This window comes from Mesorhizobium sp. CNPSo 4688, from assembly GCF_057784295.1.
Genome location: NZ_JBWLUY010000013.1, coordinates 180,921 through 202,712, shown reverse-complemented (window position 1 = coordinate 202,712; position 21,792 = coordinate 180,921). Strand labels below are relative to the sequence as shown.

27 protein-coding genes and 1 pseudogene are annotated in these 21,792 nt (G+C 62.7%); 12 read left to right on the top strand and 16 right to left on the bottom strand.

The window, feature by feature from the left end; all coding sequences use genetic code 11:
• Positions 1-771, top strand: a 771-nt coding sequence (locus AC04SH_RS24905; RefSeq protein ID WP_488577054.1) for a TCP-1/cpn60 chaperonin family protein, incomplete at its 5' end; no start/stop codon positions are given.
• 76 nt (positions 772-847) lie between these two features.
• Here the strand turns inward: AC04SH_RS24905 and AC04SH_RS24900 are convergent.
• Positions 848-1,306, bottom strand: a complete 459-nt coding sequence (locus AC04SH_RS24900) for a VOC family protein (protein ID WP_352590297.1) — start codon at positions 1,304-1,306, stop codon at positions 848-850.
• Positions 1,307-1,430: 124 nt separating this feature from the next.
• Here AC04SH_RS24900 and AC04SH_RS24895 point away from each other — a divergent pair, with 124 nt between their 5' ends.
• The gene (locus AC04SH_RS24895) at positions 1,431-2,315 is read left to right on the top strand and encodes a LysR family transcriptional regulator (RefSeq protein ID WP_488577053.1); all 885 of its coding nucleotides are present in this window, start codon (positions 1,431-1,433) and stop codon (positions 2,313-2,315) included.
• A 70-nt stretch (positions 2,316-2,385) separates the two neighbouring features.
• Here AC04SH_RS24895 and AC04SH_RS24890 read toward each other — a convergent pair.
• From AC04SH_RS24890 to AC04SH_RS24850, 9 genes and pseudogenes are all read right to left on the bottom strand, one after another.
• Positions 2,386-2,541, bottom strand: a pseudogene (locus tag AC04SH_RS24890) (OsmC family protein); the annotation flags it as partial.
• 20 nt (positions 2,542-2,561) lie between these two features.
• Positions 2,562-3,173 carry a LysE family translocator gene (locus AC04SH_RS24885; protein WP_112562411.1) on the bottom strand — a complete coding sequence of 204 codons (612 nt, stop codon included), beginning with the start codon at positions 3,171-3,173 and terminating at the stop codon, positions 2,562-2,564.
• 69 nt (positions 3,174-3,242) lie between these two features.
• On the bottom strand, positions 3,243-3,578 hold the full coding sequence (locus AC04SH_RS24880) for a YkgJ family cysteine cluster protein (protein ID WP_488577064.1): 336 nt from the start codon (positions 3,576-3,578) through the stop codon (positions 3,243-3,245).
• A gap of 46 nt (positions 3,579-3,624) precedes the next feature.
• Positions 3,625-3,792 carry a hypothetical protein gene (locus AC04SH_RS24875; RefSeq protein ID WP_488577052.1) on the bottom strand — a complete coding sequence of 56 codons (168 nt, stop codon included), beginning with the start codon at positions 3,790-3,792 and terminating at the stop codon, positions 3,625-3,627.
• A 1-nt stretch (position 3,793) separates the two neighbouring features.
• On the bottom strand, positions 3,794-4,201 hold the full coding sequence (locus tag AC04SH_RS24870) for a hypothetical protein (RefSeq protein WP_488577051.1): 408 nt from the start codon (positions 4,199-4,201) through the stop codon (positions 3,794-3,796).
• On the bottom strand, positions 4,201-4,425 hold the full coding sequence (locus tag AC04SH_RS24865) for a hypothetical protein (protein WP_112562407.1): 225 nt from the start codon (positions 4,423-4,425) through the stop codon (positions 4,201-4,203). Before AC04SH_RS24865 ends, AC04SH_RS24870 begins: the two co-directional genes overlap by 1 nt.
• 294 nt (positions 4,426-4,719) lie before the next feature.
• Positions 4,720-4,929 carry a cold-shock protein gene (locus AC04SH_RS24860; RefSeq protein ID WP_023671502.1) on the bottom strand — a complete coding sequence of 70 codons (210 nt, stop codon included), beginning with the start codon at positions 4,927-4,929 and terminating at the stop codon, positions 4,720-4,722.
• Between the two features lie 500 nt (positions 4,930-5,429).
• A complete protein-coding gene (locus tag AC04SH_RS24855; RefSeq protein ID WP_488577050.1) occupies positions 5,430-5,759 on the bottom strand; it encodes a YciI family protein in 330 nt (109 codons plus the stop codon).
• Between the two features lie 42 nt (positions 5,760-5,801).
• On the bottom strand, positions 5,802-6,455 hold the full coding sequence (locus AC04SH_RS24850; protein WP_488577049.1) for a glutathione S-transferase family protein: 654 nt from the start codon (positions 6,453-6,455) through the stop codon (positions 5,802-5,804).
• Between the two features lie 166 nt (positions 6,456-6,621).
• Here AC04SH_RS24850 and AC04SH_RS24845 point away from each other — a divergent pair, with 166 nt between their 5' ends.
• A complete protein-coding gene (locus AC04SH_RS24845) occupies positions 6,622-6,801 on the top strand; it encodes a CsbD family protein (RefSeq protein ID WP_192252721.1) in 180 nt (59 codons plus the stop codon).
• A 59-nt stretch (positions 6,802-6,860) separates the two neighbouring features.
• On the opposite strand, the gene AC04SH_RS24840 is transcribed toward AC04SH_RS24845, so the two are convergent.
• Positions 6,861-7,979, bottom strand: a complete 1,119-nt coding sequence (locus AC04SH_RS24840) for a metallophosphoesterase (RefSeq protein WP_488577048.1) — start codon at positions 7,977-7,979, stop codon at positions 6,861-6,863.
• 125 nt (positions 7,980-8,104) lie between these two features.
• Here AC04SH_RS24840 and AC04SH_RS24835 point away from each other — a divergent pair, with 125 nt between their 5' ends.
• Positions 8,105-8,698: a hypothetical protein gene (locus AC04SH_RS24835; protein WP_488577047.1), complete on the top strand. Its 594-nt coding sequence runs from the start codon at positions 8,105-8,107 to the stop codon at positions 8,696-8,698.
• Between the two features lie 18 nt (positions 8,699-8,716).
• On the opposite strand, the gene AC04SH_RS24830 is transcribed toward AC04SH_RS24835, so the two are convergent.
• Positions 8,717-9,403: a TetR/AcrR family transcriptional regulator gene (locus AC04SH_RS24830; RefSeq protein ID WP_488577046.1), complete on the bottom strand. Its 687-nt coding sequence runs from the start codon at positions 9,401-9,403 to the stop codon at positions 8,717-8,719.
• Positions 9,404-9,486: 83 nt separating this feature from the next.
• On the opposite strand from AC04SH_RS24830, the gene AC04SH_RS24825 reads away from it, so the two are divergent.
• Positions 9,487-10,260: an NIPSNAP family protein gene (locus tag AC04SH_RS24825; RefSeq protein ID WP_488577045.1), complete on the top strand. Its 774-nt coding sequence runs from the start codon at positions 9,487-9,489 to the stop codon at positions 10,258-10,260.
• A gap of 125 nt (positions 10,261-10,385) precedes the next feature.
• Complete coding sequence (locus tag AC04SH_RS24820; RefSeq protein ID WP_488577044.1) at positions 10,386-11,141, top strand: SDR family NAD(P)-dependent oxidoreductase; 756 nt, start codon at positions 10,386-10,388, stop codon at positions 11,139-11,141.
• Between the two features lie 14 nt (positions 11,142-11,155).
• Here the strand turns inward: AC04SH_RS24820 and AC04SH_RS24815 are convergent, their stop codons facing one another.
• Positions 11,156-12,106: a LysR family transcriptional regulator gene (locus AC04SH_RS24815; protein WP_488577043.1), complete on the bottom strand. Its 951-nt coding sequence runs from the start codon at positions 12,104-12,106 to the stop codon at positions 11,156-11,158.
• Between the two features lie 110 nt (positions 12,107-12,216).
• Between AC04SH_RS24815 and AC04SH_RS24810 the strand changes: the two genes are divergently transcribed.
• The 4 genes from AC04SH_RS24810 to AC04SH_RS24795 all read left to right on the top strand — a co-directional run bounded on the left by AC04SH_RS24810 (position 12,217) and on the right by AC04SH_RS24795 (position 15,565).
• A complete protein-coding gene (locus AC04SH_RS24810; protein WP_488577042.1) occupies positions 12,217-12,696 on the top strand; it encodes a cupin domain-containing protein in 480 nt (159 codons plus the stop codon).
• A 265-nt stretch (positions 12,697-12,961) separates the two neighbouring features.
• Positions 12,962-14,359, top strand: coding sequence for a class II fumarate hydratase (fumC, locus tag AC04SH_RS24805; RefSeq protein WP_488577041.1), 1,398 nt, complete (start codon positions 12,962-12,964; stop codon positions 14,357-14,359).
• A gap of 230 nt (positions 14,360-14,589) precedes the next feature.
• Positions 14,590-15,012 (top strand): DoxX family protein, encoded by a 423-nt coding sequence (locus AC04SH_RS24800; protein ID WP_488577040.1) that lies wholly within the window; start codon positions 14,590-14,592, stop codon positions 15,010-15,012.
• Positions 15,013-15,151: 139 nt separating this feature from the next.
• The gene (locus AC04SH_RS24795; protein ID WP_488577039.1) at positions 15,152-15,565 is read left to right on the top strand and encodes a DoxX family protein; all 414 of its coding nucleotides are present in this window, start codon (positions 15,152-15,154) and stop codon (positions 15,563-15,565) included.
• Positions 15,566-15,576: 11 nt separating this feature from the next.
• Here AC04SH_RS24795 and ppx read toward each other — a convergent pair whose 3' ends face one another.
• Both ppx and AC04SH_RS24785 read right to left on the bottom strand, forming a co-directional pair.
• The gene (gene ppx / locus AC04SH_RS24790; RefSeq protein WP_488577038.1) at positions 15,577-17,109 is read right to left on the bottom strand and encodes an exopolyphosphatase; all 1,533 of its coding nucleotides are present in this window, start codon (positions 17,107-17,109) and stop codon (positions 15,577-15,579) included.
• Positions 17,109-19,310: an RNA degradosome polyphosphate kinase gene (locus AC04SH_RS24785; protein WP_477236358.1), complete on the bottom strand. Its 2,202-nt coding sequence runs from the start codon at positions 19,308-19,310 to the stop codon at positions 17,109-17,111. The genes ppx and AC04SH_RS24785 overlap by 1 nt, the downstream gene beginning before the upstream one ends.
• 236 nt (positions 19,311-19,546) lie before the next feature.
• On the opposite strand from AC04SH_RS24785, the gene AC04SH_RS24780 reads away from it, so the two are divergent.
• Positions 19,547-19,792, top strand: coding sequence for a zinc-finger domain-containing protein (locus AC04SH_RS24780; RefSeq protein ID WP_112562390.1), 246 nt, complete (start codon positions 19,547-19,549; stop codon positions 19,790-19,792).
• A 19-nt stretch (positions 19,793-19,811) separates the two neighbouring features.
• Positions 19,812-21,041, top strand: coding sequence for an FAD-dependent monooxygenase (locus tag AC04SH_RS24775; protein WP_488577037.1), 1,230 nt, complete (start codon positions 19,812-19,814; stop codon positions 21,039-21,041).
• A gap of 28 nt (positions 21,042-21,069) precedes the next feature.
• Here the strand turns inward: AC04SH_RS24775 and AC04SH_RS24770 are convergent, their stop codons facing one another.
• Positions 21,070-21,735 (bottom strand): TIGR02117 family protein, encoded by a 666-nt coding sequence (locus AC04SH_RS24770; protein WP_488577036.1) that lies wholly within the window; start codon positions 21,733-21,735, stop codon positions 21,070-21,072.
• Positions 21,736-21,792: the final 57 nt, after the last annotated feature.

The following is a 21,792-nucleotide window of genomic DNA, read 5'->3' as shown; positions in this document are numbered from 1 at the left end:
ACCGGTGGCCAGGTCATCTCGGAAGACCTCGGCATCAAGCTCGAGAACGTCGGCCTCAACATGCTCGGCCGCGCCAAGAAGGTGTCGATCTCCAAGGAGAACACCACCATCGTCGACGGCGCCGGCAAGAAGGCCGAGATCCAGGGCCGCGTTGCCCAGATCAAGCAGCAGATCGAAGAGACCACGTCGGACTACGACAAGGAGAAGCTGCAGGAACGTCTCGCCAAGCTGGCGGGTGGCGTTGCGGTGATCCGCGTCGGTGGCGCGACGGAAGTCGAAGTCAAGGAAAAGAAGGACCGCGTTGATGACGCCCTCAACGCGACCCGCGCGGCCGTGGAAGAAGGCATCGTTGCTGGTGGTGGCGTCGCCCTGCTGCGCGCTTCGGCCAACATCAAGGCTGCTGGCGCCAATGCCGACCAGGCGGCTGGCATCAACATCGTTCGTCGTGCTCTGCAGGCTCCTGCCCGCCAGATCGCCTCGAACGCCGGTGCGGAAGCTTCGATCGTTGCCGGCAAGATCCTCGACAACAAGGGCGCGACCTTCGGCTACAACGCCCAGACCGGCGAGTATGGCGACATGATCGCCATGGGCATCGTCGACCCGGTCAAGGTCGTTCGCACGGCTCTCCAGGACGCGGCTTCGGTCGCCGGCCTGCTCGTCACCACCGAAGCCATGATCGCGGAGGCTCCGAAGAAGGAGTCGGCTGGCGGCGGCATGCCCGGCGGCATGGGCGGCGGCGGCATGGGCGGCATGGGCGGCATGGATTTCTAATCCAAGCCCATCAGCCTTCAGATACGGAAAGGGCGGCAGCAATGCCGCCCTTTTTCTTTCTGGTTGGCAGAGTGCCTCAGACGACCTCAGCGAGTTCGATCAGATTGCCGAAGGGGTCGGCGAAGAAGGCCAGCTTGCGGCTGATGTCGTCGAGCTTGAACGGCTCGGTGACGATGGCGACGCCGCGCTTGCGCAGTTCGGCCACGGTCGCTTCTATGTCGGCCACGCTGATGCAGAAATGGTGGTAGCCGGCATAGCGCAGGCTATCGCCAAGATCGGTGTAGGTCGGCGCATCGATCGGCAACGGATCGCCGCCGCCCAGCAGTTCGATCATGAAATGGTCGTCATTGGCCGGCGCGAGATAGGCGAGTTGCTCGTCGGCGAACGGCCATTCGTGAACCACGCGGAAGTCGAGCTTGTCAACATACCAGCTCTTGGCAACCTCATAGTCGGCGACGCGCAGCGCCACGTGATGGCCGCGCATATTGGCGAAAGCCGACACTGTGTTTTTGGCGGGGATCGGGAAGTCAGCCATTTTATCTCTCCTTTGGACCGTGAGCCGCTGAATGGTTTCTTGCGGCGACGTGGAGAAGATGGCGCAAATCGATTAGCTCTATTAGAGTGGCAATTGTCTTGACACTCCTGAGCAAGAATCATCAATGCGCGCAACCGATCTCTCTGAACTTGCCGCCTTCGATGCGGTGGCGCGGCACAGCAGCTTTCGCCGCGCGGCAGAAGAGCGTGGCGTGACCGCGTCGGCGATCAGTCATGCCGTGAGCAATCTCGAGGAACGCGTTGGGCTGCGCCTGCTCAACCGCACGACGCGCAGCGTGTCGCTGACCGATGCGGGGGCGATGTTGCAGGCCCGGCTGGCGCCGGCCTTCGGCGACATTGGCGCGGCACTCGATGCTCTCAACCAGTTCCGCGACACGCCATTTGGCAAAGTGCGCATCAACGTCCCAAACTCGATCGCGCCTTTCGTGTTGGGGCACATTATCGGCCCGCTCATCACGAATAACCCCAACCTCGAAGTCGAAATCGTGGCGACCGACAGGCTGGTCGATATCGTCGAGGAAGGTTTTGACGCCGGCATCCGGCTTGGCGAAAGCCTACGGGACGGTATGATCGCCGTGAAGATCAAACCGCGTATGCGCTTTGCGGTCGTCGGCTCGCCGGGCTATTTCCGCAACCACGAAATCCCAACGACGCCACGCGACCTCGGCGGCCATGTCTGCGTGCAGAACATGTATCCAAACGGCATCCGCTACCCCTGGGAATTCGAACTGGAGGGCGAGGCCATCGCCTTCCATCCGAGCGGCCCGATTGCGCTCGACGACCATGAGTTGATGGTGCACGCCGCACTATCGGGCGTCGCGCTGGCCTATGTCTGGGAGAACCGCGCCCAGCGCGACATTCTCGACGGCAGGCTGGTACGCTGCCTGGACGAATGGTGTCCTCCGGAGGATTGGTTTCATCTCTACTACCCCAGCCGCCGTCACATGTCGGCGGGACTGCGTGCGGTTGTCGACGCGATGAAAGTATAGAGGCCAAACCTTAGAAGCTGCTCAGACCAGAACCCGGAACCTCGCATCCGAGATTCCGGGCCAGTGCCGGTTAGTGCCCTGCCCTGTGCAGCTTCACCGAGGTCTCGGGGCAGTTCTGGATGGTCTGGAAGATCACGCAGTAGCGGTCGGTGAGCTCGACCAGCTGGTCGAGACTGCTCTGCGGCGCGTCGGTGTCGAAACGCAGGCGTATCTCCTTGAAGCCGACCAGCACGCCTTCGGTGACGTCTACCGGTCGGCCAGCGCCAGCTTGGCGCCGAGCATGACGAAGGCGCCGGCGAAGGTGCGGCGCATCCACGTCAGCACCTTCGGCCGCGACACGACGTGGCTGCGGATCGAGGCGGCGAAGATCCCGTAAGCGACAAACACGACGAAGGTCAAAAACATGAAGACGCTGCTCAGTTCCAGCATCTTCGAGAATGCGTTTGGTTCGGTCGTACTGACGAATTGCGGCAGGAAGGCAAAGAAGAAGATCGACAGTTTCGGGTTGAGGATGTTGATCAGAATGCCGGAGGTGATGACCTTGGCGGCCGAGCGGGGTGCTGCGTTTTCATCGACGCTCAAGCCGCCCTTCTCCTTCAACGTGTTCCAGGCCATGTAGAGGAGATAGGCGACGCCGAGATATTTCAGCGTCTCGAAGGCGACAGCACTTGTGTGCAACAACGCTGCCAGGCCGGTGATGGCGGCGGCCATATGCGGGATGATGCCGAGCGTGCAACCGAATGCGGCAATGATCGAGGCGCGCACGCCGCGCGAAAGCCCGGCGCTCAGCGTGTAGAGAACGCCGGTGCCGGGCGAAGCCACGACGATCAGCGACGTCAACAGGAATTCGATGCTCATGGATCCTCCAACGCCCTGCCCGGCGTGGAAGCTATCGGGTGATGTGAGGTTGGGCAAGCGGGCGATTGGCTAGATTGTCGTCATCCCGTGCGCCTTGCGCGCCATCAGGCAATCGTCGCCGCCGGGCATGCAGGCGCGGCAGACGTCGGGGCGGATCTCGTAAATGCCGCAGGCCGTGTGCTTGCCGACCTCGCCGGTCAGCGCCGAACAGCGGACACCGTCGCAGCGCATGCCGGACAGGTCAGCCGCCACGAATTTTTCCGGGATCCGGTCGAGCTGCGCATCGTCTTCCATCGAGAAGCGTGGCCATTCGGCGGAGTAGGAACAGCAGGCGCCGCAGCTCTGACAGTCGAAGATTACGACCGCGCCCTCATCGCCAGACAAAAAGTCTGGTGCGTCAGCCAGGTCGGCGGGCGCGATGGCGGGATGACCGGGAGCTTGCGGCAAGGCACTATTTTTTCTTGCCTGCCTTGCCCTTCGGCGCGTCCGCCGGCGACTTGAACAGGTCGGTCGCGGCCTCCGTGGCCTCAGCGGCCTTCGGCGCGGCAGCGGGCTTGGCAGGCTTTGCAGCGGCAGCCGGCACTGCCGGCTGGTCCTTGGCGGAAAACTTTATGGCCATGTCAGTCCTCGTCGGAAAAACGCGATGATGGTGCGCGCGGATTGCGCAAGCGGCCGATCAGCGCCGAGACCGCCGTGATGTTCATTTCCTCGGGCGACCAGTTCCTGGCCTCGGCGATGTGATGCGCCGCCAGCTCGCGATGCGTGCTGCCGCTGTAGGCGGCATCCTGATAGGTCACCCGCTCCAGGGTCTTTTTGTCCTCGCGGACATATTCGATCAGGTAGTTCGGGGCTTCGGCGCGGCCGCGCACGCCGACGCGCACCTGTGCATCGCCATGCGCGCGCTTGCAGCGCTCGAGTTTTTCCAGCACGCGGCGGACATATTCGACCGGCTTGTCCAGGCCTTCGACCATGGACGCGATGGTCGAATCGGAATCGATCGGTGTAGGCGGTACGCGCTTGGTGGCCATCAACGTTTACCTGCCCGCTTCGGCAACGCCGCCAGGGCGGCCGCCGCTGCCATCTCGTCGGCTTCCTTTTCCTTGCGCAGTTCGCGCAAGCGTGCGGTCTTGGCTTCGCGTGCCTCGCTCACGGCATCACGCTCGGACAGGATGCGGTTGAGCGACATCGACTGGGTTTGCGTCTTGCTGAACAGCGAGCCGGCTTGGTCGGCGGTCTTCGATTGAGTGGTCAAGACTTTCTCCTGTCGGGAGCCTGATGCCGATAGAGCGAGACCGGTCTTCGGTCACGACCAAAGCAGAACGGCATCGGGGCAATACGGGCGGTTCAGATTGCTGGAGCGTCCCTTAGCACGTTCCGGCCGGCGTGCAGCGCACTTTTAGCGGCATGACACGCAAAATGAAAAAGGCCAGGCACCGCCTGACCTTCCATGGAAGCGCCGCGCATCCAATTGGATGCGCAAGGCACTCCTTTCAGCCTTTCACCGGTGCCAGTACATCCGTGGTCACCGGAAGGCCGAATTTCTTGATCAGGCCGCCTTCAACTGGTCGGCGGACATCTTGCCCGACTTGTTATCGCGGGTCATCTCGTAGCCGAGCTTCTGACCCTCGACGATGTCACGCATGCCGGCGCGCTCTACGGCCGAGATGTGGACGAAAACGTCGGCGGAGCCGTCGTCAGGCTGAATAAAACCAAAACCTTTGGTGGCGTTGAACCATTTCACTGTGCCGGTGGCCATGAAGAACCCTTTCCCTGGCAAATATTCGTTCACCATTGTGCGACTGCACAACAGCGTTTGTCTCGATTTTTGATGGGGAAGTTCGTCAAAGGCGCGCATGCGTGCGCGGATAACAAAAGTCGGTCAAACAAATATCGACATATGTCTTGTAGACTTCTTTTGGCACCGAGTCAATTTCTGGTTTTCCCCCGGCCAGAATTCAACCTGGGAGTGCCGTGCCGTGCCGCCTCAACCGGTGAGCCGGCGCAGGGTAAGGCGGGCGTAAAAAAAATTCACCAAGCCTGGAACCATTCCCAAGCCGGCGCATTTTTATGGCGTCAGCAGTACAGAGAGCAATCTCAGAATGCTGGCAACAGGACGCCTCCCGCACATTAAACGGTGCGAGAGGCGTTCTTGTATGGGCCGGTTTATCTCTTTGTTTGACGCAATTCCCAAGGGAAAGCGTAACGCGCTTTTCCCGGGAATACCGCTCATACTTTTCCTGGAATTGCTCTAGCGGCCTACAGGATCGCGCTGATCAGCGGCAGGATCTCGTAGTGGAAACCGCGGCCCGAACTCGACACCGGATCGCCATCGGTCACCGCCCTCGCCTCGGCTTGGTTCTCGACACGCAGGATTAGCAGACCCCAAGGGCCGGCCGGGTCGGCGACCGGACCAGCCAAAATCATGGTGCCCTCGCGCAGCTTGCCGCGCAGATAGTCGGCATGCTGGCCCATCAGTTCCCTCTCCTCCTCCGTCATGGTGAAGGCGAAGTCCGGCCGAGGCGGGATCAGCCGGCAATGGAAGATTTTTTGGGCCCTGGTTTCGCTCGATCCGTCATTACTGGCCATCGGTCCCTCCCGAGGGATGTCGTCACCCGACCATCTGTCGACCTATTCGTCCGGGCCGGGTTCCGGCCACGTCTCCTTCGCCGCTTCCGCATACCAGTGCCGCATAGCCGGCGTTGCCAGCACCGCGTCGACATAGGCGCGTGTATCCGGCGCCAGTTCGCCACCATAGGTGTCGAAGCGAGTGACGACCGGCGCGTACATGGCATCTGCCGCGGTGAAATGGCCAAACAGGAACGGACCGCCCTTGCCGTGTTGTTCGCGGCACTGGCGCCAGATCGTTTCGATCCGCGCGCGCTGCAATTCGCCTTCGGCGTCGAGCGGCTTGTGCCCCTTTGGCCGGCGCAGATTCATCGGCCAGCCATAGCGCACCTCGCGAAAGCCGGAATGCATCTCGGTCGCCACCGAGCGGGCCAACGCACGGGCGCCGATATCCTGCGGCCAGAGTTTTTTCTCCGGAAACAGGTCGGCCAGATATTCAAGGATGGCAAGGGTTTCCCAGACGATCCTGCCATTGTGATTCAGGATCGGTACGAGGCCTGTCGGCGACACTCTCGCCAGATTGGCAAAGGTCTCGGGCGTACGCAGGCGCACGAAGCCTTCCTCGAACGGTATCTCCAGATGCTTCATCGCCACCCATGGCCTCAGCGACCAGGATGAAAAGCATTTGTTGGCGATGATGAGCGTGAATTCGGCCAAGACGGTCTCCCCCCAAGATTTTCGTCACACTAGCCGCTCATACGATGGCGGCAAGCATCCAGGCGACCAGATAGGCAACCAATGCGACGATGATTTGCTGTCCAGGGAACCTAAGCCACGCCTGCCCGTTTTGCCCCCTGCAAATGAAATCCCAGGAGATGCAAAGATGGTGAACAAGGATCAGGTTGCTGGCGTGGCCAAGCAGGTCAAGGGCTCTATCAAGGAGGCCGCCGGCAAGGCGACCGGAAACAGGCAGACCCAAGCCGAAGGCACGGCTGACAAGATTGCCGGCAAAGTGCAGAAGGGCTATGGCGACGTGAAGGACAAGATCAAGAAGGCGCTCTGACCCTTTCACGGTTTTTGCAGACAAAAAAGGCGGCTCACGGCCGCCTTTTTCGTGCGCTGTCAGAAGGTCAGTTTCTTGCTGAAAGCGTTGCTGAATTTCACCCCACCATGATCATCGGTCGCCTCGCCCAGCACCACATCCATGGCCTCGCCGGTTACCCTGGCCAGCGCGAAGCCACCCATATAGGCGGCCTTGGGCTTGAACAGGTCGAGGCCATCGCTGTTATAGATCATCGGCACTTCATGCTGGTGGCCATGGAAGATGGCGATGACGTTGTAGCCCTTCAGCGCTGCCAGCAACGCCTGCCGGTCGGCCTCGCTCCACCAGTGCGGCGCGCCTGAGCCCTCATCGTCATAGGTGCTCTTGGCCGGATCCCAGCGCTCGACCGAAAAAGTGTCCCAGCCATAGTGCTGGAACAGGATGACGGGACGGCCGTCCGCGGCGTAGGTTGCCAGATCCTGCTTCAGCCATGGCAGGCTGCTCACCGCGCCGTGGCCGGTGTCGCCGGCAAAACGGTGCGTCTGGACGAGATGCAGGCCGCCCCAATCCCAGGAATAGCAGTCGGTGTCGACATCATATTCGGTGGCCGGCACCGGCGGTTTGAAGAACACGCCCGGGCGGTGGTTGACCTCGACATAGTCGCGCAATTCACGCCGGTACCAATCGACGTGCGGCGGCGAGCCATTCTGGTCGAGATCGTGATTGCCGAGCCCGACATAGACCGGCATGTGCACGCGGTCCGGGCCGACGCCCTGACTGTAGCGCTGGCTGAATTGCATCAGCTGCGTGCCTTCGCTGGGCTCGGTGATCTGGCCGCCGCCATCGTCGGTGATGTCGCCGCCGACGACGAGGCCGAGTGGCGCGCCGATGCGGCTGCCGGCCGAACGCAGGCCGGTCGCAACACCATCGATCTCGGCCGGCCATTGCCGGTCGGCCAAGCCATTGAGGGCCACGACATTGCGCAACAGCGCGGCATCGGTCTTGCCTTCCTGCAGACAATTGGGGCTCAGGCCGCTCGCCATGCGACAGGCATGGACATCGGCGATGAACAGGAAGGTGGCGTCGATGGGCTGGATGCGCTTTCCGGTCTGGCCAAAGGCGGCGCGCGGCAGCAGGCCAGCCATGGCAAGGCCGGCTGCCTGTGCGAGGAAATTGCGCCGGGTCGAGATGCGATTCATGGCCTGAGTTTCAGCACAGCCGGCGCCCCGCCGTCCAGTTGCCACGATTGACAATCAATAGTGCACCGTAGTTCCGGCATTTCTTGCTAATATTGGCGCGTGGCAGGCTGAGCAGAGGGGGAAGCATGAAAACCGCATCGATCGGTATGATTTTGGTTGTGTTGTTGTCGACAAGTGCGGTGCATGCCGCCGATTGCGTCAACGCAAAATCGGCCAAGGCCGGCTTCGTGCTGGAAATGCCCGGCATCCGCAGTGAGTTTCGGCCGGTGGCCGGCGGCATGGTGTCCGTCGCCAACACCTACGGATCGCAATCGCCGCAGACGCAGTTCCTGTTCGGCGGCCTGGTCGAAGTGTTTCGCGACAGTGATACCGGTCGGGTGGCCATGATCCCGTTTTCTGATCTGCGAAAACTGTTTCCGCTGAAGACGGGGGCCAAGAGCACGATAGAATTCGTCGAGCTGTCGCCCAACAAGCAGCCGAAGAGCACCAAGACGCTGAGCCTCGTCGTCAAGGGCAAGGAGACATTCAGCGTCGGCGGCTGCAAATACAATGTGCTGGCCGTCAAGGAGACGTTCAAGAACGGCGACGGCGAGACGCTGGACACATTCACCGCGCTCTATGCGCCCGATCTGCAGGCGTCTCTCGCACGGCGCTACGACGAAGGCACCAGTTCGGAATCGGTGAACGGCTACGAGACGATCAAACCGCTTGCCAATTAGAACAGCGCTGGTCTGGCCTCAAGGTTTTCCCGGCCGCAGCAGAATCCTGCGACGCCGCTTCGCTCTGCTCGGGAATGGCGGCGTTGGGCTGCCTTCAAGTTCGGCCAGGCAATCGCGCAACACGCTGGCGTCCTGCGCCGTCTTGGCCATCGACATGGCGCCGGAATAGACGGCGACGGCAAATGCCGCAAAGCGTTCGGGATCGGTGCCTTGCTCCCTCCCCGCCTGCTGATCGGCCCTGATCTTGTCGGCGATCGCCTGACGCCATTCGGCGAAGATTCGTGCAAGGGCGGCACGGAAATCCGGATCGGCGAGCGACAATTCATGCGCCAGATTGTTGAGCGGACAGCCGCGAACGAAGCCCTGCTGCTCCAATTCAGCCGCCACCGCCTCGAAGACTGCGCGCACGCCTTCGCGTGCCGTATCAGCCGCCCTTACCGGGCTGATCCAGGTCTCGTCCAGGGCGGCAGCCACCCGCTCCTCGATCACCGCCAAGGCGAGCGCCTTCTTGGTCGGGAAATGGTGATGCAGCGCGCCGCCGCTGACGCCGGCTGCCGCCATCAGGTCGGCGAAGCTGGAGGCATTGTAGCCGCGCGCCTGGAACGACGCTTCGGCGACATCGAGCACCTTGTTGCGCAGGCCTTCGGGATCGTTGGTGCGTTTTCGCGGCGGCCCTTTTGGGACCTGAGCAATCTCTGCTGACATTTGCGAACGATAGCAGATTGACAAAACAGGACAACCGGTCTGTTTTATAAACCGGATGATCATCCTGTTTTGGAGACGACACAATGACCATGCCCCTGAATGCGCGTGCGACGGCAAGTCTGCTCGCCTCACCGGTCGTCGAGTTGCGGCAATACACGCTAAAACCAGGCCGGCGCGAGACTCTGATCGACATCTTCGACAGCCAGTTCATCGAAGGCCAGGAAGACGCCGGCATGACCATCATCGGCCAGTTCCGCGACCTCGACCGGCCCGACATGTTCGTCTGGCTGCGCGGTTTTGGCGACATGGAAGCGCGGAAGGAGGCGTTCACCGCCTTCTATGACGGGCCGGTGTGGGCGGCGCACCGTGACGCCGCCAATGCGACGATGATCGATTCCGACGATGTGCTGCTCTTGACGCCGGCTTGGCCAGGCGCCGGGTTCGACCTGTCGGCCGCGCAGCGAGGCGCTTTACCGGATCATGGAAAGCCGAGCACAGACAATCGCTTGACCGGTATTGTTGTCATCCAGATTCATCATCCGCGGCCTGGCGCCAAGGCCGATTTCGCCGGCAATTTCGAAACGGATACCGTTCCGGTCCTTGCCGCCGCCGGCGGGCGGTTGCTCGGCGCCTTCATCACAGAACATGCCGAAAACAGCTTTCCCCGCCTGCCGGTTCGCCTGGGCGAAAACGTCTTCATCGCCATCACGGGTTTCGACAGCGTCGAAGCGCATGGTCGCCATGACGCAGCGCTTGCCGCCTCGCCATGGTGGCAGTCGTTTCAGCAAGCGGCCGATACGACCAGGCCGACTGAAACTTTGCGGCTGTCGCCGACATCGCAATCGCTGCTGCGGTAAATGGATCGGCATGCAGCCAACGAAGTTCATACTGAGCGATAGGCCAGCGGCTTGACCGCCCTCGCCGATCGGCATTGCTTTCCTGACCTGGAACAGCGAGAGCATCCGATGCGACTTGGCCTTCAATGAGACTTTCTGGCAAACGGGCACTGGTCACCGGCGGTTCGGATGGCATCGGCCTGGCCATATCGGAAGCCTTTTTGCGTGAAGGCGCTGACGTCCTGATCGTTGGCCGCGACACCAACAAGCTCGAGACAGCGCGCCGGACAGTGGCGGGTAACGTCGAGACCCTGTCAGCCGATCTTTCAACCTCTTCCGGTATCGCTGCCGTGGTCGAGCGCGCGAAGGCAAACGGCCCGCTCGATATCCTCATCAACAATGCCGGCGTCGCCTATCTGGTGCCGTTCGAGACAGTCACCGAGGACCAGTTCCAGCAATCCTTCGCGCTCAATGTGACGGCGGCGTTCTTCCTTACCCAGCGGCTACTGCCGCAGTTCGGCGCGGGCGCCTCGGTGATCAACATCTCGTCCTACTTCGCCAACAAGATGATCCCGAAGCGGCCGTCGAGCCTTTATTCCCTATCCAAGGGCGCGCTGAACTCACTGACCAAGTCGCTGGCCTTCGAGCTCGGCCCGCGCGGCATCAGGGTCAACGCGATCGCGCCCGGCACGGTCGACACCGCCATGCGGCGCAAGTCGATCGAAAACCTGCCGGCGGCAGCGCAAGCGGAACTCAAGGCCTATGTCGAGCGCAGCTATCCGCTCGGCCGCATCGGCCAGACCAAGGATCTTGCCGGCATCGCAGTCTACCTCGCCAGCGACGAGGCGGCGTGGACCAGCGGTGGCATTTTTGCGATCGATGGCGGGTATACGGCGGGGTGAGAACCAGTCGGCCGCTATGAACCGCCAGCGTCCCTGAAACCAAGCACTCCAACAGCTTCGAGTATCTGATTGCGAACCCAGCGATGCGGCGGCTCGTCATCGTGGCGCGCGTGCCAGTACATCCTGATTTCAGGAACAGAAATGGGGAGAGGCGGTTCAAAGATGACGAGCGGCAGGCTCTTCGCCGCCCAAACCGCGAACTGCCTGGGAACCGCGGCAAGATAGTTTCCGCTCGCCACCGCCAGCGCGACAGCCTGAAAGTGCGGCAATGCCAGGCTTACACGACGCGTCCGCCCGATCTTGCCAAGCGCCTCGTCGGTGGAGCCCGACATCGAACCGTCGATTGAGCGAAGAACGTGGGGCAGTTCGCAGAAAAGGTCCATCGGCAGGGGCTCGCCATCCGCGAGCCCGGTCCGCCTGATCCCGGCGTTGTCCCTCGCCGCAATGATTGCAAATGGCGAATGGAACAGCGGTGTGCTGGAGACCCAATCGGAAACGGTCAACGGACGTTCAAGTGCTGCGTCGATTTCATCCTCCTGGAGCAGCCTCGAAACGTCACCGCGCGCGCTGTCCAGAAAGCGGAACGATACGCGGGGCGCCACCTCGGCGATACGTGCCGCCAGAAACGGCATCAGCATCATGGAGAAGAAGTCCGCGCCCATCAGCGTGAAGGTTCGGTCGAGCTCCGCGGGATCGAAGTTTTTCACAGACTGGAAGACACGTTCGATTTCGCGAAGCGCCACGCGCAACGGCTCCGCCAGGCTCTCGGCGCGCGGTGTCGGCACCATTTCATTGCCATGCCGCACGAACAGCTGGTCGTTGAGGGCATGCCGCAGGCGATTGAGCGCAGCGCTGACGGCAGGCTGGCTGAGGCCGATCTGCTCGCCGGCACGCGTAACGCTTCTTTCCCGCAAAAGCGCGTCGAACACCCGGACAAGATTGAGGTCGAGCGCGTTCAAATTCATCGCATCAATTCACGCCATACAATCATTCGATTTCCGTAGCGGGCATGCCCTTGGTTAGGTCGTCGTCAGCGCCACCCAGTCGGCACAGGCAACAAAAGGAGTAGAGAGCCATGACAATGACCCCCGGGGCGATCACAGGCAAGGAACTCTTCTGGTTCAACAACACGCTTATCGCGATCCACATCTCGTCGGCCGCGGGAGAGGACGGCATCTGCGTCGTCGAGCATCGCATGCCGTTTGGCGACTCTCCGCCGCTGCATGTGCATCGCCGGGAAGACGAGGTATTTCATGTTCTGGAAGGGCGGATGTGCTTTCAGATCGGAGGCCAGGAGCGACTTGCAGGCCCCGGTGATACGGTCATCGCACCGAAAGGCCTGCCGCACACTTACCGGGTGGAGTCGCACAAGGGCGCGCGCACCCTCACCGTCACGCGCGGTGCGGATTTCGAAACGCTTCTGCGCCAGGCGGGTCGCCCGGCCGAACGGCCGGAACTGCCGCCGCAGATGGAACCGACGCCGGAACTCATCGCGGTTCTGGTGCAGCTCTGCGCAAAGAATGGCATCGACATTGTTGGTCCGCCGTTGGGGTGAGGCGGAATCTCCCCCCTCGAGGGGGAGATGGCCGGCAGGCCAGAGGGGGTCGTCTCGCATGGAGCGCCAGCCTGCTCCGTCGGCTCTGGGAGTCGCGCCAGGAACGTACCGACCCCCTCTGTCGCCTTCGGCGACATCTCCCCCTCAAGAGGGGAGATCACTCGCACCCTTCAACCGATTCGCATCGTCGCCCTTCGCAATCTTCGCTTGAAGCGATTTGTGCAACGCGATACGCCGTTGCCGAATTCGATCGCCGGAGAGACAAGTGACCGCTGCCAAGACCAGAACCGAAACCGACACGTTCGGCCCCATCGAGGTCGCCGCCGACCGCTATTGGGGCGCTCAGGCGCAGCGTTCCCTCGGCAATTTCAAGATCGGCTGGGAAAAGCAGCCGGCCTCGATCGTGCGTGCGCTTGGCATCGTCAAACGGGCGGCGGCGGAAGCCAATATGGAGCTGAAGCGGCTCGATCCGGCCATCGGCAAGGCGATCATCGAGGCGGCGCAAGAGGTCATCGACGGCAAGCTCAACGACCATTTCCCGCTGGTGGTCTGGCAGACCGGCTCGGGCACGCAGTCCAACATGAATGCCAACGAGGTGATCTCCAACCGGGCGATCGAACTTCTGGGCGGCGTCATGGGCTCGAAGAAGCCGGTGCACCCCAACGACCACGTCAATATGAGCCAGTCGTCGAACGACACCTATCCGACGGCCATGCACATCGCCTGCGCCGAGCGCATCGTGCATGACCTGTTGCCGGCGCTGAAGCATCTGCATGCCGCGCTCGAGGCCAAGACCATGGCCTTCGCCCACATCATCAAGATTGGCCGCACCCACACGCAGGACGCCACTCCCCTCACGCTTGGCCAGGAGTTTTCGGGCTATGCCGCGCAGGTCGCCTCGTCGATCAAGCGCATCGAGATGACGCTGCCCGGCCTGCAGGAACTGGCCCAGGGCGGCACCGCCGTCGGCACCGGCCTCAACGCGCCGGTGGGCTTCGCCGAAAAGGTGGCAGACCGCATCGCCGCCATCACCGGCATCGCCTTTGTCACCGCGCCGAACAAGTTCGAGGCGCTTGCCGCGCATGATTCCATGGTGTTCTCGCATGGCGCCATCAACGCCGCCGCCGCGGCGCTCTTCAAGATCGCCAACGACATCCGCTTCCTCGGTTCTGGCCCGCGCTCGGGCCTCGGCGAACTGTCTCTGCCAGAAAACGAGCCGGGCTCCTCGATCATGCCGGGCAAGGTCAACCCGACCCAGTGCGAGGCGATGACGCAGGTCTGCGTGCAGGTGTTCGGCAACAATGCCTCGCTGACCTTCGCCGGCAGCCAGGGCCATTTCGAGCTCAATGTCTACAACCCGCTGATGGCCTACAATTTCCTGCAGTCGGTGCAGCTGCTCGCCGATGCCTCGATCTCCTTCACCGACAATTGCATCGTCGGCATCGAGGCACGCGAGGACAACATCAAGGCGGCGCTCGACCGCTCGCTGATGCTGGTGACGGCACTTGCGCCCACAATCGGCTACGACAATGCCGCCAAGATCGCCAAGACCGCGCACAAGAAAGGCACGACCTTGCGCGAGGAAGCGCTGGCCACCGGGCTGGTCAGCGCGGCCGACTATGACCGGCTCGTGCGGCCCGAGGACATGACGCATCCGGGATAAGCAGTTCCAGCCGCGTCGCGATTCCCTGGGGAATTGCGTCGACTAGCATCAGAGAATTTGAGGGTGGGAAAATTTACTGCCGTCAAAGGCTGATGCGACACGAATTTTGCGCCCTTCGTCCGATCACGGAAATGTACGCTCTGTGAACAATGTGTCGCCGGGCTGGCGGCTTTGGTGAACAGTCGGCTTGGTCTATCTGACAGGGCATCAACCCTTCTTGGAGAGCCACCATGTCCATCAACACTTCCACCGCCGGCGCCGGCACCGCGTCCAACAGTTCCACCACCATCCTGCTCGGCCGCATCCTGCTCGCCGCCATCTTCCTGCTTTCCGGCTTCGGCAAGCTCACCGCCATTTCCGGCACCGCCGGCTATTTCGGCGCCATGGGTCTGCCGGTGCCGACCGTAACGGCCATTGTCGTCGGCCTGATCGAGTTGCTCGGCGGCATTGCCATCCTCGTTGGTTTCCAGACTCGCATCGCCGCCTGGGTGCTCGCCATCTTCACCATCGCAACGGCTCTTGTGGCCCATACCGGCTGGGCCGACCAGAATCAGATGATCCATTTCCTGAAGAACGTCGCCATCACAGGCGGTTTCCTTGTGCTGGCTTCCTCTGGTGCGGGTGCCTACTCGATCGACGCCAGGCGCGGCTGAGCTTTTCCCCCTCCCAAGCCTGAAAAAAGCGGCGCGGAATTTTCCGCGCCGCTTTTTCGTTGTCTGTCTAAGAGCGCCCGCGTCCCATCCCTGCTAGGATCGGGTTCAGAACAGCCGGCGGACAGACACGGAGACGACCATGCCCCGCGATGCACTGCTTCTGCTTTCCCGGCTGCTGCTCGCCGCCCTGTTCATCCCATCCGGCTACCATGCACTTGCCGACATTGCCGGTACGACTGGCTATTTCGCCGGTCTCGGCCTGCCGCTGCCGACGTTTGCCGCCTGGGGCACAGGGCTGTTCGAGCTGATCGCCGGGCTGTTGATCCTGGTCGGCTTTCAGACGCCTGTCGTTGCGATACTTCTTGCCGCCTTCTGCGTCATCGCGGGCACTATTGGCCACTACGGCCAGGGCGGCGACGATCCTATGCTCGCCTTCATGCACCAGCAGATGCTGATGAAGGACATTGCCATCGCCGGCGGCTTCCTGGCGCTGGCCATGGCTGGTGCGGGCGCCTGGTCGATCGATGGGCGGATCGCTGTGGGCCGCGGCTGAGCGCGTCTGGACTACTTCACCGACACGCTCGGCCCACCCTCAACCGCCAGCACCAGCCGGCGGTTGGTGACCCGCGCCAGTTGCGCCAGACGTCCGGCCGGGCGCTCGCCGTAAAGGTCGGAAAGTGCTGCCGGCAGCACCAGCGCCAGCGTGCCATTGCCGCGGTTTTCCCATTTAAGTCTTGGCATGACGCCGGGCATGGCCGCGGTCAGCAGATAGACGACGCGCAGCACCGCCGCCAGGATGCGGGCGCGCTCGAGATAGCGCGGCGTCGCCAGCCCGCGGATTTCCGGCGCGGCATCGTTGAACACGCCCTCATGACGGAACAGGCTGACCAACGCCAGGAAGGCACGGCCGGGATGGTCGACGCCGATGAAGGAAGCGTGGGCGATGATGTTGAGCGACTGCTTGCCGCGATATTCCGGGTGTGCGCGCCAGCCTATATCGGCCAGCAGACAGGCGGCATGGCGGTAGCGCGCCTCGTCCTCGGTCTCGTCGATGCCGAAGGCGGCAAAGGTCTTGCCCGTCCATTCGACAAGCTCATGCGCATGGGTGACGGAACGCGAGCGCAGCCGGGCCAGTTCCTCCGAGGCGGAGACCAGCGGATCGGCCTTCTGCTCGGCCTGGTCGAGCAGCGAATAAAGGAACCCCTCGCGCACGCCCAGTGCCGAAACGATGATCTTCGACGGCTGCATCGCCGCCATGATCTCCTGCAACACGACCGCGCCATAGGGCAGCAGCGAGCGGCGATTCTTGGAGACGCCTTCGATACCGCGGACCTTCTCGATCTCGGGCCGCGCCACCTGCTTGAGGAAACTCAAAGCACTTTCGGTCGATATCTCATAATGGTGCATGACGCCGAGCGGATAGTTGCTCATTTCCATGTGCAACCGGGCGAGGTTTCGCCAGGTGCCGCCGACGGTATAGAAGGGCCTGCCCTGCCCGCCCTTCAGAAGCCTGGCCCGCGCCAGTTGCTCGCGCGTGATCTTGGCCGCCTGGGCGAGCGAATTCTTCGCCATGTCCTGCAGCCGCAGGCCGCCCAGCGGCAGCGTAATGCCGTCGCCGATCGCCTCGCCATTGATGTCGATGAGCTCCAGGCTGCCGCCGCCAAGGTCGCCGGCAATGCCGTTGGCCGGGTGGAAGCCGGAGATGACGCCGAGCGCCGAATAATGCGCCTCCTGCCGGCCGGTCAGCACGCGGATCTCGGTCTTGAGTACATCCTCGGCGCGGTGGATGAAATCGGGGCCGTTGATCGCCTCGCGGGCAGCGGCGGTCGCCAGCACATACATGTGCTCGGCACCGGCCTGGTTGGACAGCGCGCGGAAGCGGCGGAACTCTTCCATCGAGCGGGTCACGCCCTCGGGATCGAGCTTGCCGGTCGACACAATGCCGCGACCGAGGCCGGCCAGCATCTTTTCGTTGAACAGCAGGGTCGGCGAGCGCGCCAGCCCTTCATAGATGACAAGGCGGATCGAGTTCGAGCCGATGTCGATGATGGACAGCGGTCGGCGATCCTGCAGCCGGCCCTGGGAAGTTGAAATCATCAGCCGGACGCTGCAGCGTTTTTCTTGCGGCGCTTGAACTGCGCGATGCGCTTGGGCGCATGCGACTTCAGCGCATCGCCCCGTCCGGACAGGCTAGGATTGGTCATGAAATATTCCTGCGCGTTGAACGGTTCCTCACCCTCCTCCAGCGCCACGCGCCGGGAGGTTCCGTCAGCCAATACGTCGAAACTTTGCTGGTTGTCCATGATGTTGCCCAGCATGATCTGGCCAAGTATCTGTTCATGCACAGTTGGATTGGTGATCGGCACCATCGTCTCGACGCGGCGGTCGAGATTGCGCGGCATCAGGTCGGCCGAGGAGATGTAGACGATCGCCTCGTCCGACGGCAGGCCATGGCCATTGCCGAAGCAGTAGATGCGGCTGTGTTCGAGGAAGCGGCCGACGATCGACTTGACCCTGATGTTTTCCGACAGGCCTGGCACCTGTGGCCTAAGGCAGCAAATGCCGCGCACGACGAGGTCGATCTCGACGCCGGCGCGGCTGGCGTCATAGAGCGCGTCGATGATGTTCGGATCGACGAGCGCGTTCATCTTCATCCAGATACGCGCCGGCCGGCCGGCCAGCGCATGGGCGATCTCGTCGGCGATGTGCTTCAGGATGCGGCTGCGCAGCGTAAACGGCGAGATGGCGATCCGCATCTCGTCCGTCGGCTCGGCATAGCCGGTGATGAAGTTGAACAGCTGGGCGACATCGCGCGCGATCGTCGGATCGGTGGTGAAGAAGGACAGGTCGGTGTAGATGCGCGCGGTGACCGGATGGTAGTTGCCGGTGCCCAGATGCACATAGTTGCGCAGCTTGCCGTCCTCGCGCCGCACCACCAGCGACATTTTCGCATGGGTCTTCAACTCGAGGAAACCGAACACGACCTGGACGCCGGCGCGCTCGAGATCGCGCGCCCAGCGGATGTTGGCTTCCTCGTCGAAGCGCGCCTTGAGCTCGACAAGCGCCGTCACCGACTTGCCGGCTTCGGCCGCATCGACCAGCGCGCGCACGATCGGGCTGTCGTTCGAGGTGCGATAGAGCGTCTGCTTGATCGCCACCACTTCCGGGTCGGCCATCGCCTGGCGCAGGAACTGCACCACCACGTCGAAGGATTCGTAGGGGTGGTGGACGACGATGTCCTTCTCGCGGATGGCCGCGAAACAATCGCCGCCATGTTCGCGGATTCGCTCGGGAAAGCGCGGATTGTAGGGCCTGAACTTGAGGTCGTCGCGCGGCACGGAGACGATCTCCGAAATCTGGCTGAGCGCCAGCGGGCCAGTCAGAACGCTAATGCGGCTCGAAGAGACGCCAAGCTCGCCGGCAACGAACTCGCGCAATTCGCCGGGCATCAACTTGTCGAATTCAATGCGGATGACCGAACCGCGGCGGCGGCGCTTCAGCGCCGTCTCGAACAGGCGCACGAGGTCCTCGGACTCTTCCTCGACCTCGATATCGCTGTCCCGGATGATGCGGAAGGTGCCGGAGCCCTTGACCTCGTAGCCGGGGAACAGCTTGCCGATATAGAGGCCGACCGCCTCCTCGAGCGGAATGAAGCGAACATGCTGCTTGCGGTCCGGCAGGCGGATGAAGCGCTTCAGCGCCACCGGCAGGCGCAGAAGCGCACTCATCTCCTCGCCATTCTTGCGATGGCGCAATTGCAGCGCCATGGAGAAGCCGAGATTGGGAATGAACGGGAACGGATGCGCCGGGTCGATCGACAGCGGGGTCAGCACCGGGAAGACCTGGTCCTGGAAATGGTCTTCGAGCCAGACCTTCTCATCCTTGGTCAGTGCATCGCGGGTGATGCTCTCAATGCCTTCCTTGTTGAGCAGCAGCATCAGCGCCGACAGGCTGTTCTGCTGGTCCTCCTGCAGCCGCTCGACCTCGCGCAAAAGCTGTTCGAGCTGCTGCTCGGGCGTGCGCCCGTCGGGGCTCTTGAGCGCGATGCCTTCGCGCACCTGGCCGGCAAGACCGGCGACACGGACCATGAAGAATTCATCAAGATTGGCGGCCGAGATCGACAGGAAACGGACCCGTTCGAGCAGCGGGTGGTGTTCGTTCTGCGATTCTTCGAGAACGCGCCGGTTGAACTGCAGCCAGGAGAATTCACGGTTGACGAAGCGGTCAGGGTTGCCGCCCTCGGGGCTTGCCACCTCGACATTGATGAATTCGCTCTGCACCGGCTTCAGTTCATTCATGGTTTCCTGCCCGCAACCGTTCCTTTTGGAGCGCCGCACATGCCGGAATGGTCATGGACGCTCTAACATGCCTTTGTGACGCGTGATCCGTCGCGGAATCGCTCGGCTTCCGGGGTCATGCGCTTAACCGGCTCAACTTATCCTCTGCCAGCCTTTTGCGACAGTTTCATTTCATCGATCTTGCAAACAGGCCTGTTATGATCCAGATGCTTTTCGACGAGATCAAGGAGACGACGATGGCAGGCGGTTCCATTCCCCATTTCCAGAACGATGCGGGCCATCCGGCAATCGACATCGGTGTCAGGGAATTCATGTGCACGGGCGCCAACCCGCCCTTCGATCATCCGCATGTCTTCCTCGACATGGGCGACGACAATGAAAAAGTCTGCCCCTATTGCTCGACGCTCTACCGCTATTCGGCGAAGCTGAAGGCGACGGAAACGGTGCCGGCCGGCTGCATTTACATCGACCAGGCCGCCTGATCCTGTCGCGGCAAGCCCGATGGAAGACATCAGGTCCCGGCAAGTCATAATCGCCGGGGCCGGCGTCGCCGGGCTGACGGCTGCCCTTGCCTTCGCCGAACGCGGATATGCGGTAAGGCTGTTCGAACAGGCGTCGCGCCTCGAAGCGGCCGGCGCCGGCATTCAGCTTTCGCCCAACGCAACGCGCATTCTTCGAAAACTCGGCGTGCTCGACCGGCTGCTGCAAAAGGCCTTGCGGCCGGAAGCGGTGGTGCTCAAGGATGCCGGGACGCTGCGCGAACTGGCGCGGGTGCCGCTCGGGCAAGCCGCCGAAGCGCGCTGGCAGGCGCCCTATCTCGTCGCCCACCGCGCTGATCTGCAGGCGGCGCTGCTGGCGCAGGTGGCTGAGCGGCCGGGGATTGAGCTTGTCACGGGTGCACGCGTCAGCAGCATCGCCGTCAATGCCCCAGATGTTGCCGTGAGCGCCGAAGCGAATGGCCGTGCGATCGAGGCAAGCGGCCGGCTGCTGGTCGGCGCCGACGGCGTCTGGTCGTCGGTCCGGGCGCAACTCGCAGGCAAAGAATTCGGGAAAAGCCGCTTCTCAGGCGAACTCGCCTGGCGAGCCACGATCGCCGCTGAGAGCGCCGCCGGCGAAGCCTTTGCCGCCATCGCTGCCGCAGACTGCGTCACCACGTTCCTGCATCCCGGCTTCCACATGGTCGCCTATCCCGTTAGCAACGGCCGCGCCTTCAATCTCGCCGCCTTCACCAAGGGCGAGCGTATTGCCGAAGGCTGGTCGGGCCATGCCGAGCCAGCTGTTCTCGAAAGCGCCACGCGCGGCACAGCGCCGGGCCTGGCCAAGCTTGTGGCGCTGGCCGGCCCCTGGACGGCCTTTCCGATCCATACCGTCGAGCAGGCGCGGTGGACGAGCTCGCAAGGCATCGCCCTGATTGGCGACGCCGCGCATTCGATGACGCCGTTTGCCGCGCAAGGTGCCGCCATGGCGATCGAGGATGCCGTGCTGCTGGCTGACGTCATTGCCGATTTCCCTGCCGATCTGGCGGGGAGTCTTCAGATCTGGGAAAACCTGCGGCGGCCGCGTGTCGCCAAAGCCGCACGTCGCGGCGCCGTCAACCGCCTGGCCTGGCATGCCGCCGGCCCGGTGGCGATCGCCCGCAACCTGTTCCTATCCATGCGCTCGCCCGACAAGCTCGCGGCCGATCTCGACTGGCTCTACGGTTGGGAGCCGCAGAAAATCATCCGGCGCTAGACGTCGCCGGGATGCCTACCGTTTTCAGCTAGTTGTAAAGCCGCATCGACAGGCCGAGCGAGGCCGGTAGCGGATTCCACCAGCCGGTGCGCAGACCGGCGGTGCGCAGGCCCGCCGCCGTCCAGGTGTTGCAGCCGACCAGCGCGTTGAAATGGCCGTTGGCCTCGTAGAAGCGGTCGAAGCGAGAATAGGTGGCGTTCTCGATGATCACCGGACCGTTCGGCCCTTGCTGGAAGCTCGCTTCGATGTAATCGAGCAGTGCCGCAAACCGCGCCTCATCGATGTCGAAGCCGGTGACGTCAGGATGCGGCTCGGTGATGGCGCCGGCGATATCGACATGCATGACCGAGGCGTCCAGCGTCAATGCTTTGAGCACAGGCACTGGTTTCAGCTCAGACCAGGTCGGCGTCTCCAGATAGAAGGCGCGGCCACCCCAGCCGAAGACGATGTACCGCACTTCGGGAGCGTCGGCGGGGATGCCGGCATCGACCAGGAAATGGAAGCGCTGGCGCACCGCATCATCGACCGGAATGGCGATGTCGGTGTGGATCGGATTCTTCAGCACAAGAATATGGCGCGTGCCCTCGCCCGCCGCTGACGCCGGCCAGAGCGGGCGCGGCACCAGCGTGCCGAGCGTGGCGGCAAGCACGAGCGCGACAACCAGCATGGCCAGGAAACGCAGGGCTTTTCTCATGCGGCGGCGGCTTTGCGGCCTCCCGGCGTCATCTTCCGGCCCCAAATAGCAGAAGAG

Coding starts and splice junctions, on each gene's coding strand:
- AC04SH_RS24900 (WP_352590297.1), bottom strand. CDS start 1,306: ATGGCTGACTTCCCGATCCCCGCCAAAAACACAGTGTCGGCTTTCGCC.
- AC04SH_RS24895 (WP_488577053.1), top strand. CDS start 1,431: ATGCGCGCAACCGATCTCTCTGAACTTGCCGCCTTCGATGCGGTGGCG.
- AC04SH_RS24885 (WP_112562411.1), bottom strand. CDS start 3,173: ATGAGCATCGAATTCCTGTTGACGTCGCTGATCGTCGTGGCTTCGCCC.
- AC04SH_RS24875 (WP_488577052.1), bottom strand. CDS start 3,792: ATGGCCATAAAGTTTTCCGCCAAGGACCAGCCGGCAGTGCCGGCTGCC.
- AC04SH_RS24870 (WP_488577051.1), bottom strand. CDS start 4,201: ATGGCCACCAAGCGCGTACCGCCTACACCGATCGATTCCGATTCGACC.
- AC04SH_RS24860 (WP_023671502.1), bottom strand. CDS start 4,929: ATGGCCACCGGCACAGTGAAATGGTTCAACGCCACCAAAGGTTTTGGT.
- AC04SH_RS24855 (WP_488577050.1), bottom strand. CDS start 5,759: ATGGCCAGTAATGACGGATCGAGCGAAACCAGGGCCCAAAAAATCTTC.
- AC04SH_RS24845 (WP_192252721.1), top strand. CDS start 6,622: ATGGTGAACAAGGATCAGGTTGCTGGCGTGGCCAAGCAGGTCAAGGGC.
- AC04SH_RS24840 (WP_488577048.1), bottom strand. CDS start 7,979: ATGAATCGCATCTCGACCCGGCGCAATTTCCTCGCACAGGCAGCCGGC.
- AC04SH_RS24835 (WP_488577047.1), top strand. CDS start 8,105: ATGAAAACCGCATCGATCGGTATGATTTTGGTTGTGTTGTTGTCGACA.
- AC04SH_RS24830 (WP_488577046.1), bottom strand. CDS start 9,403: ATGTCAGCAGAGATTGCTCAGGTCCCAAAAGGGCCGCCGCGAAAACGC.
- AC04SH_RS24825 (WP_488577045.1), top strand. CDS start 9,487: ATGACCATGCCCCTGAATGCGCGTGCGACGGCAAGTCTGCTCGCCTCA.
- AC04SH_RS24820 (WP_488577044.1), top strand. CDS start 10,386: ATGAGACTTTCTGGCAAACGGGCACTGGTCACCGGCGGTTCGGATGGC.
- AC04SH_RS24815 (WP_488577043.1), bottom strand. CDS start 12,106: ATGAATTTGAACGCGCTCGACCTCAATCTTGTCCGGGTGTTCGACGCG.
- AC04SH_RS24810 (WP_488577042.1), top strand. CDS start 12,217: ATGACAATGACCCCCGGGGCGATCACAGGCAAGGAACTCTTCTGGTTC.
- AC04SH_RS24800 (WP_488577040.1), top strand. CDS start 14,590: ATGTCCATCAACACTTCCACCGCCGGCGCCGGCACCGCGTCCAACAGT.
- AC04SH_RS24795 (WP_488577039.1), top strand. CDS start 15,152: ATGCCCCGCGATGCACTGCTTCTGCTTTCCCGGCTGCTGCTCGCCGCC.
- ppx (WP_488577038.1), bottom strand. CDS start 17,109: ATGATTTCAACTTCCCAGGGCCGGCTGCAGGATCGCCGACCGCTGTCC.
- AC04SH_RS24785 (WP_477236358.1), bottom strand. CDS start 19,310: ATGAATGAACTGAAGCCGGTGCAGAGCGAATTCATCAATGTCGAGGTG.
- AC04SH_RS24780 (WP_112562390.1), top strand. CDS start 19,547: ATGGCAGGCGGTTCCATTCCCCATTTCCAGAACGATGCGGGCCATCCG.
- AC04SH_RS24775 (WP_488577037.1), top strand. CDS start 19,812: ATGGAAGACATCAGGTCCCGGCAAGTCATAATCGCCGGGGCCGGCGTC.
- AC04SH_RS24770 (WP_488577036.1), bottom strand. CDS start 21,735: ATGAGAAAAGCCCTGCGTTTCCTGGCCATGCTGGTTGTCGCGCTCGTG.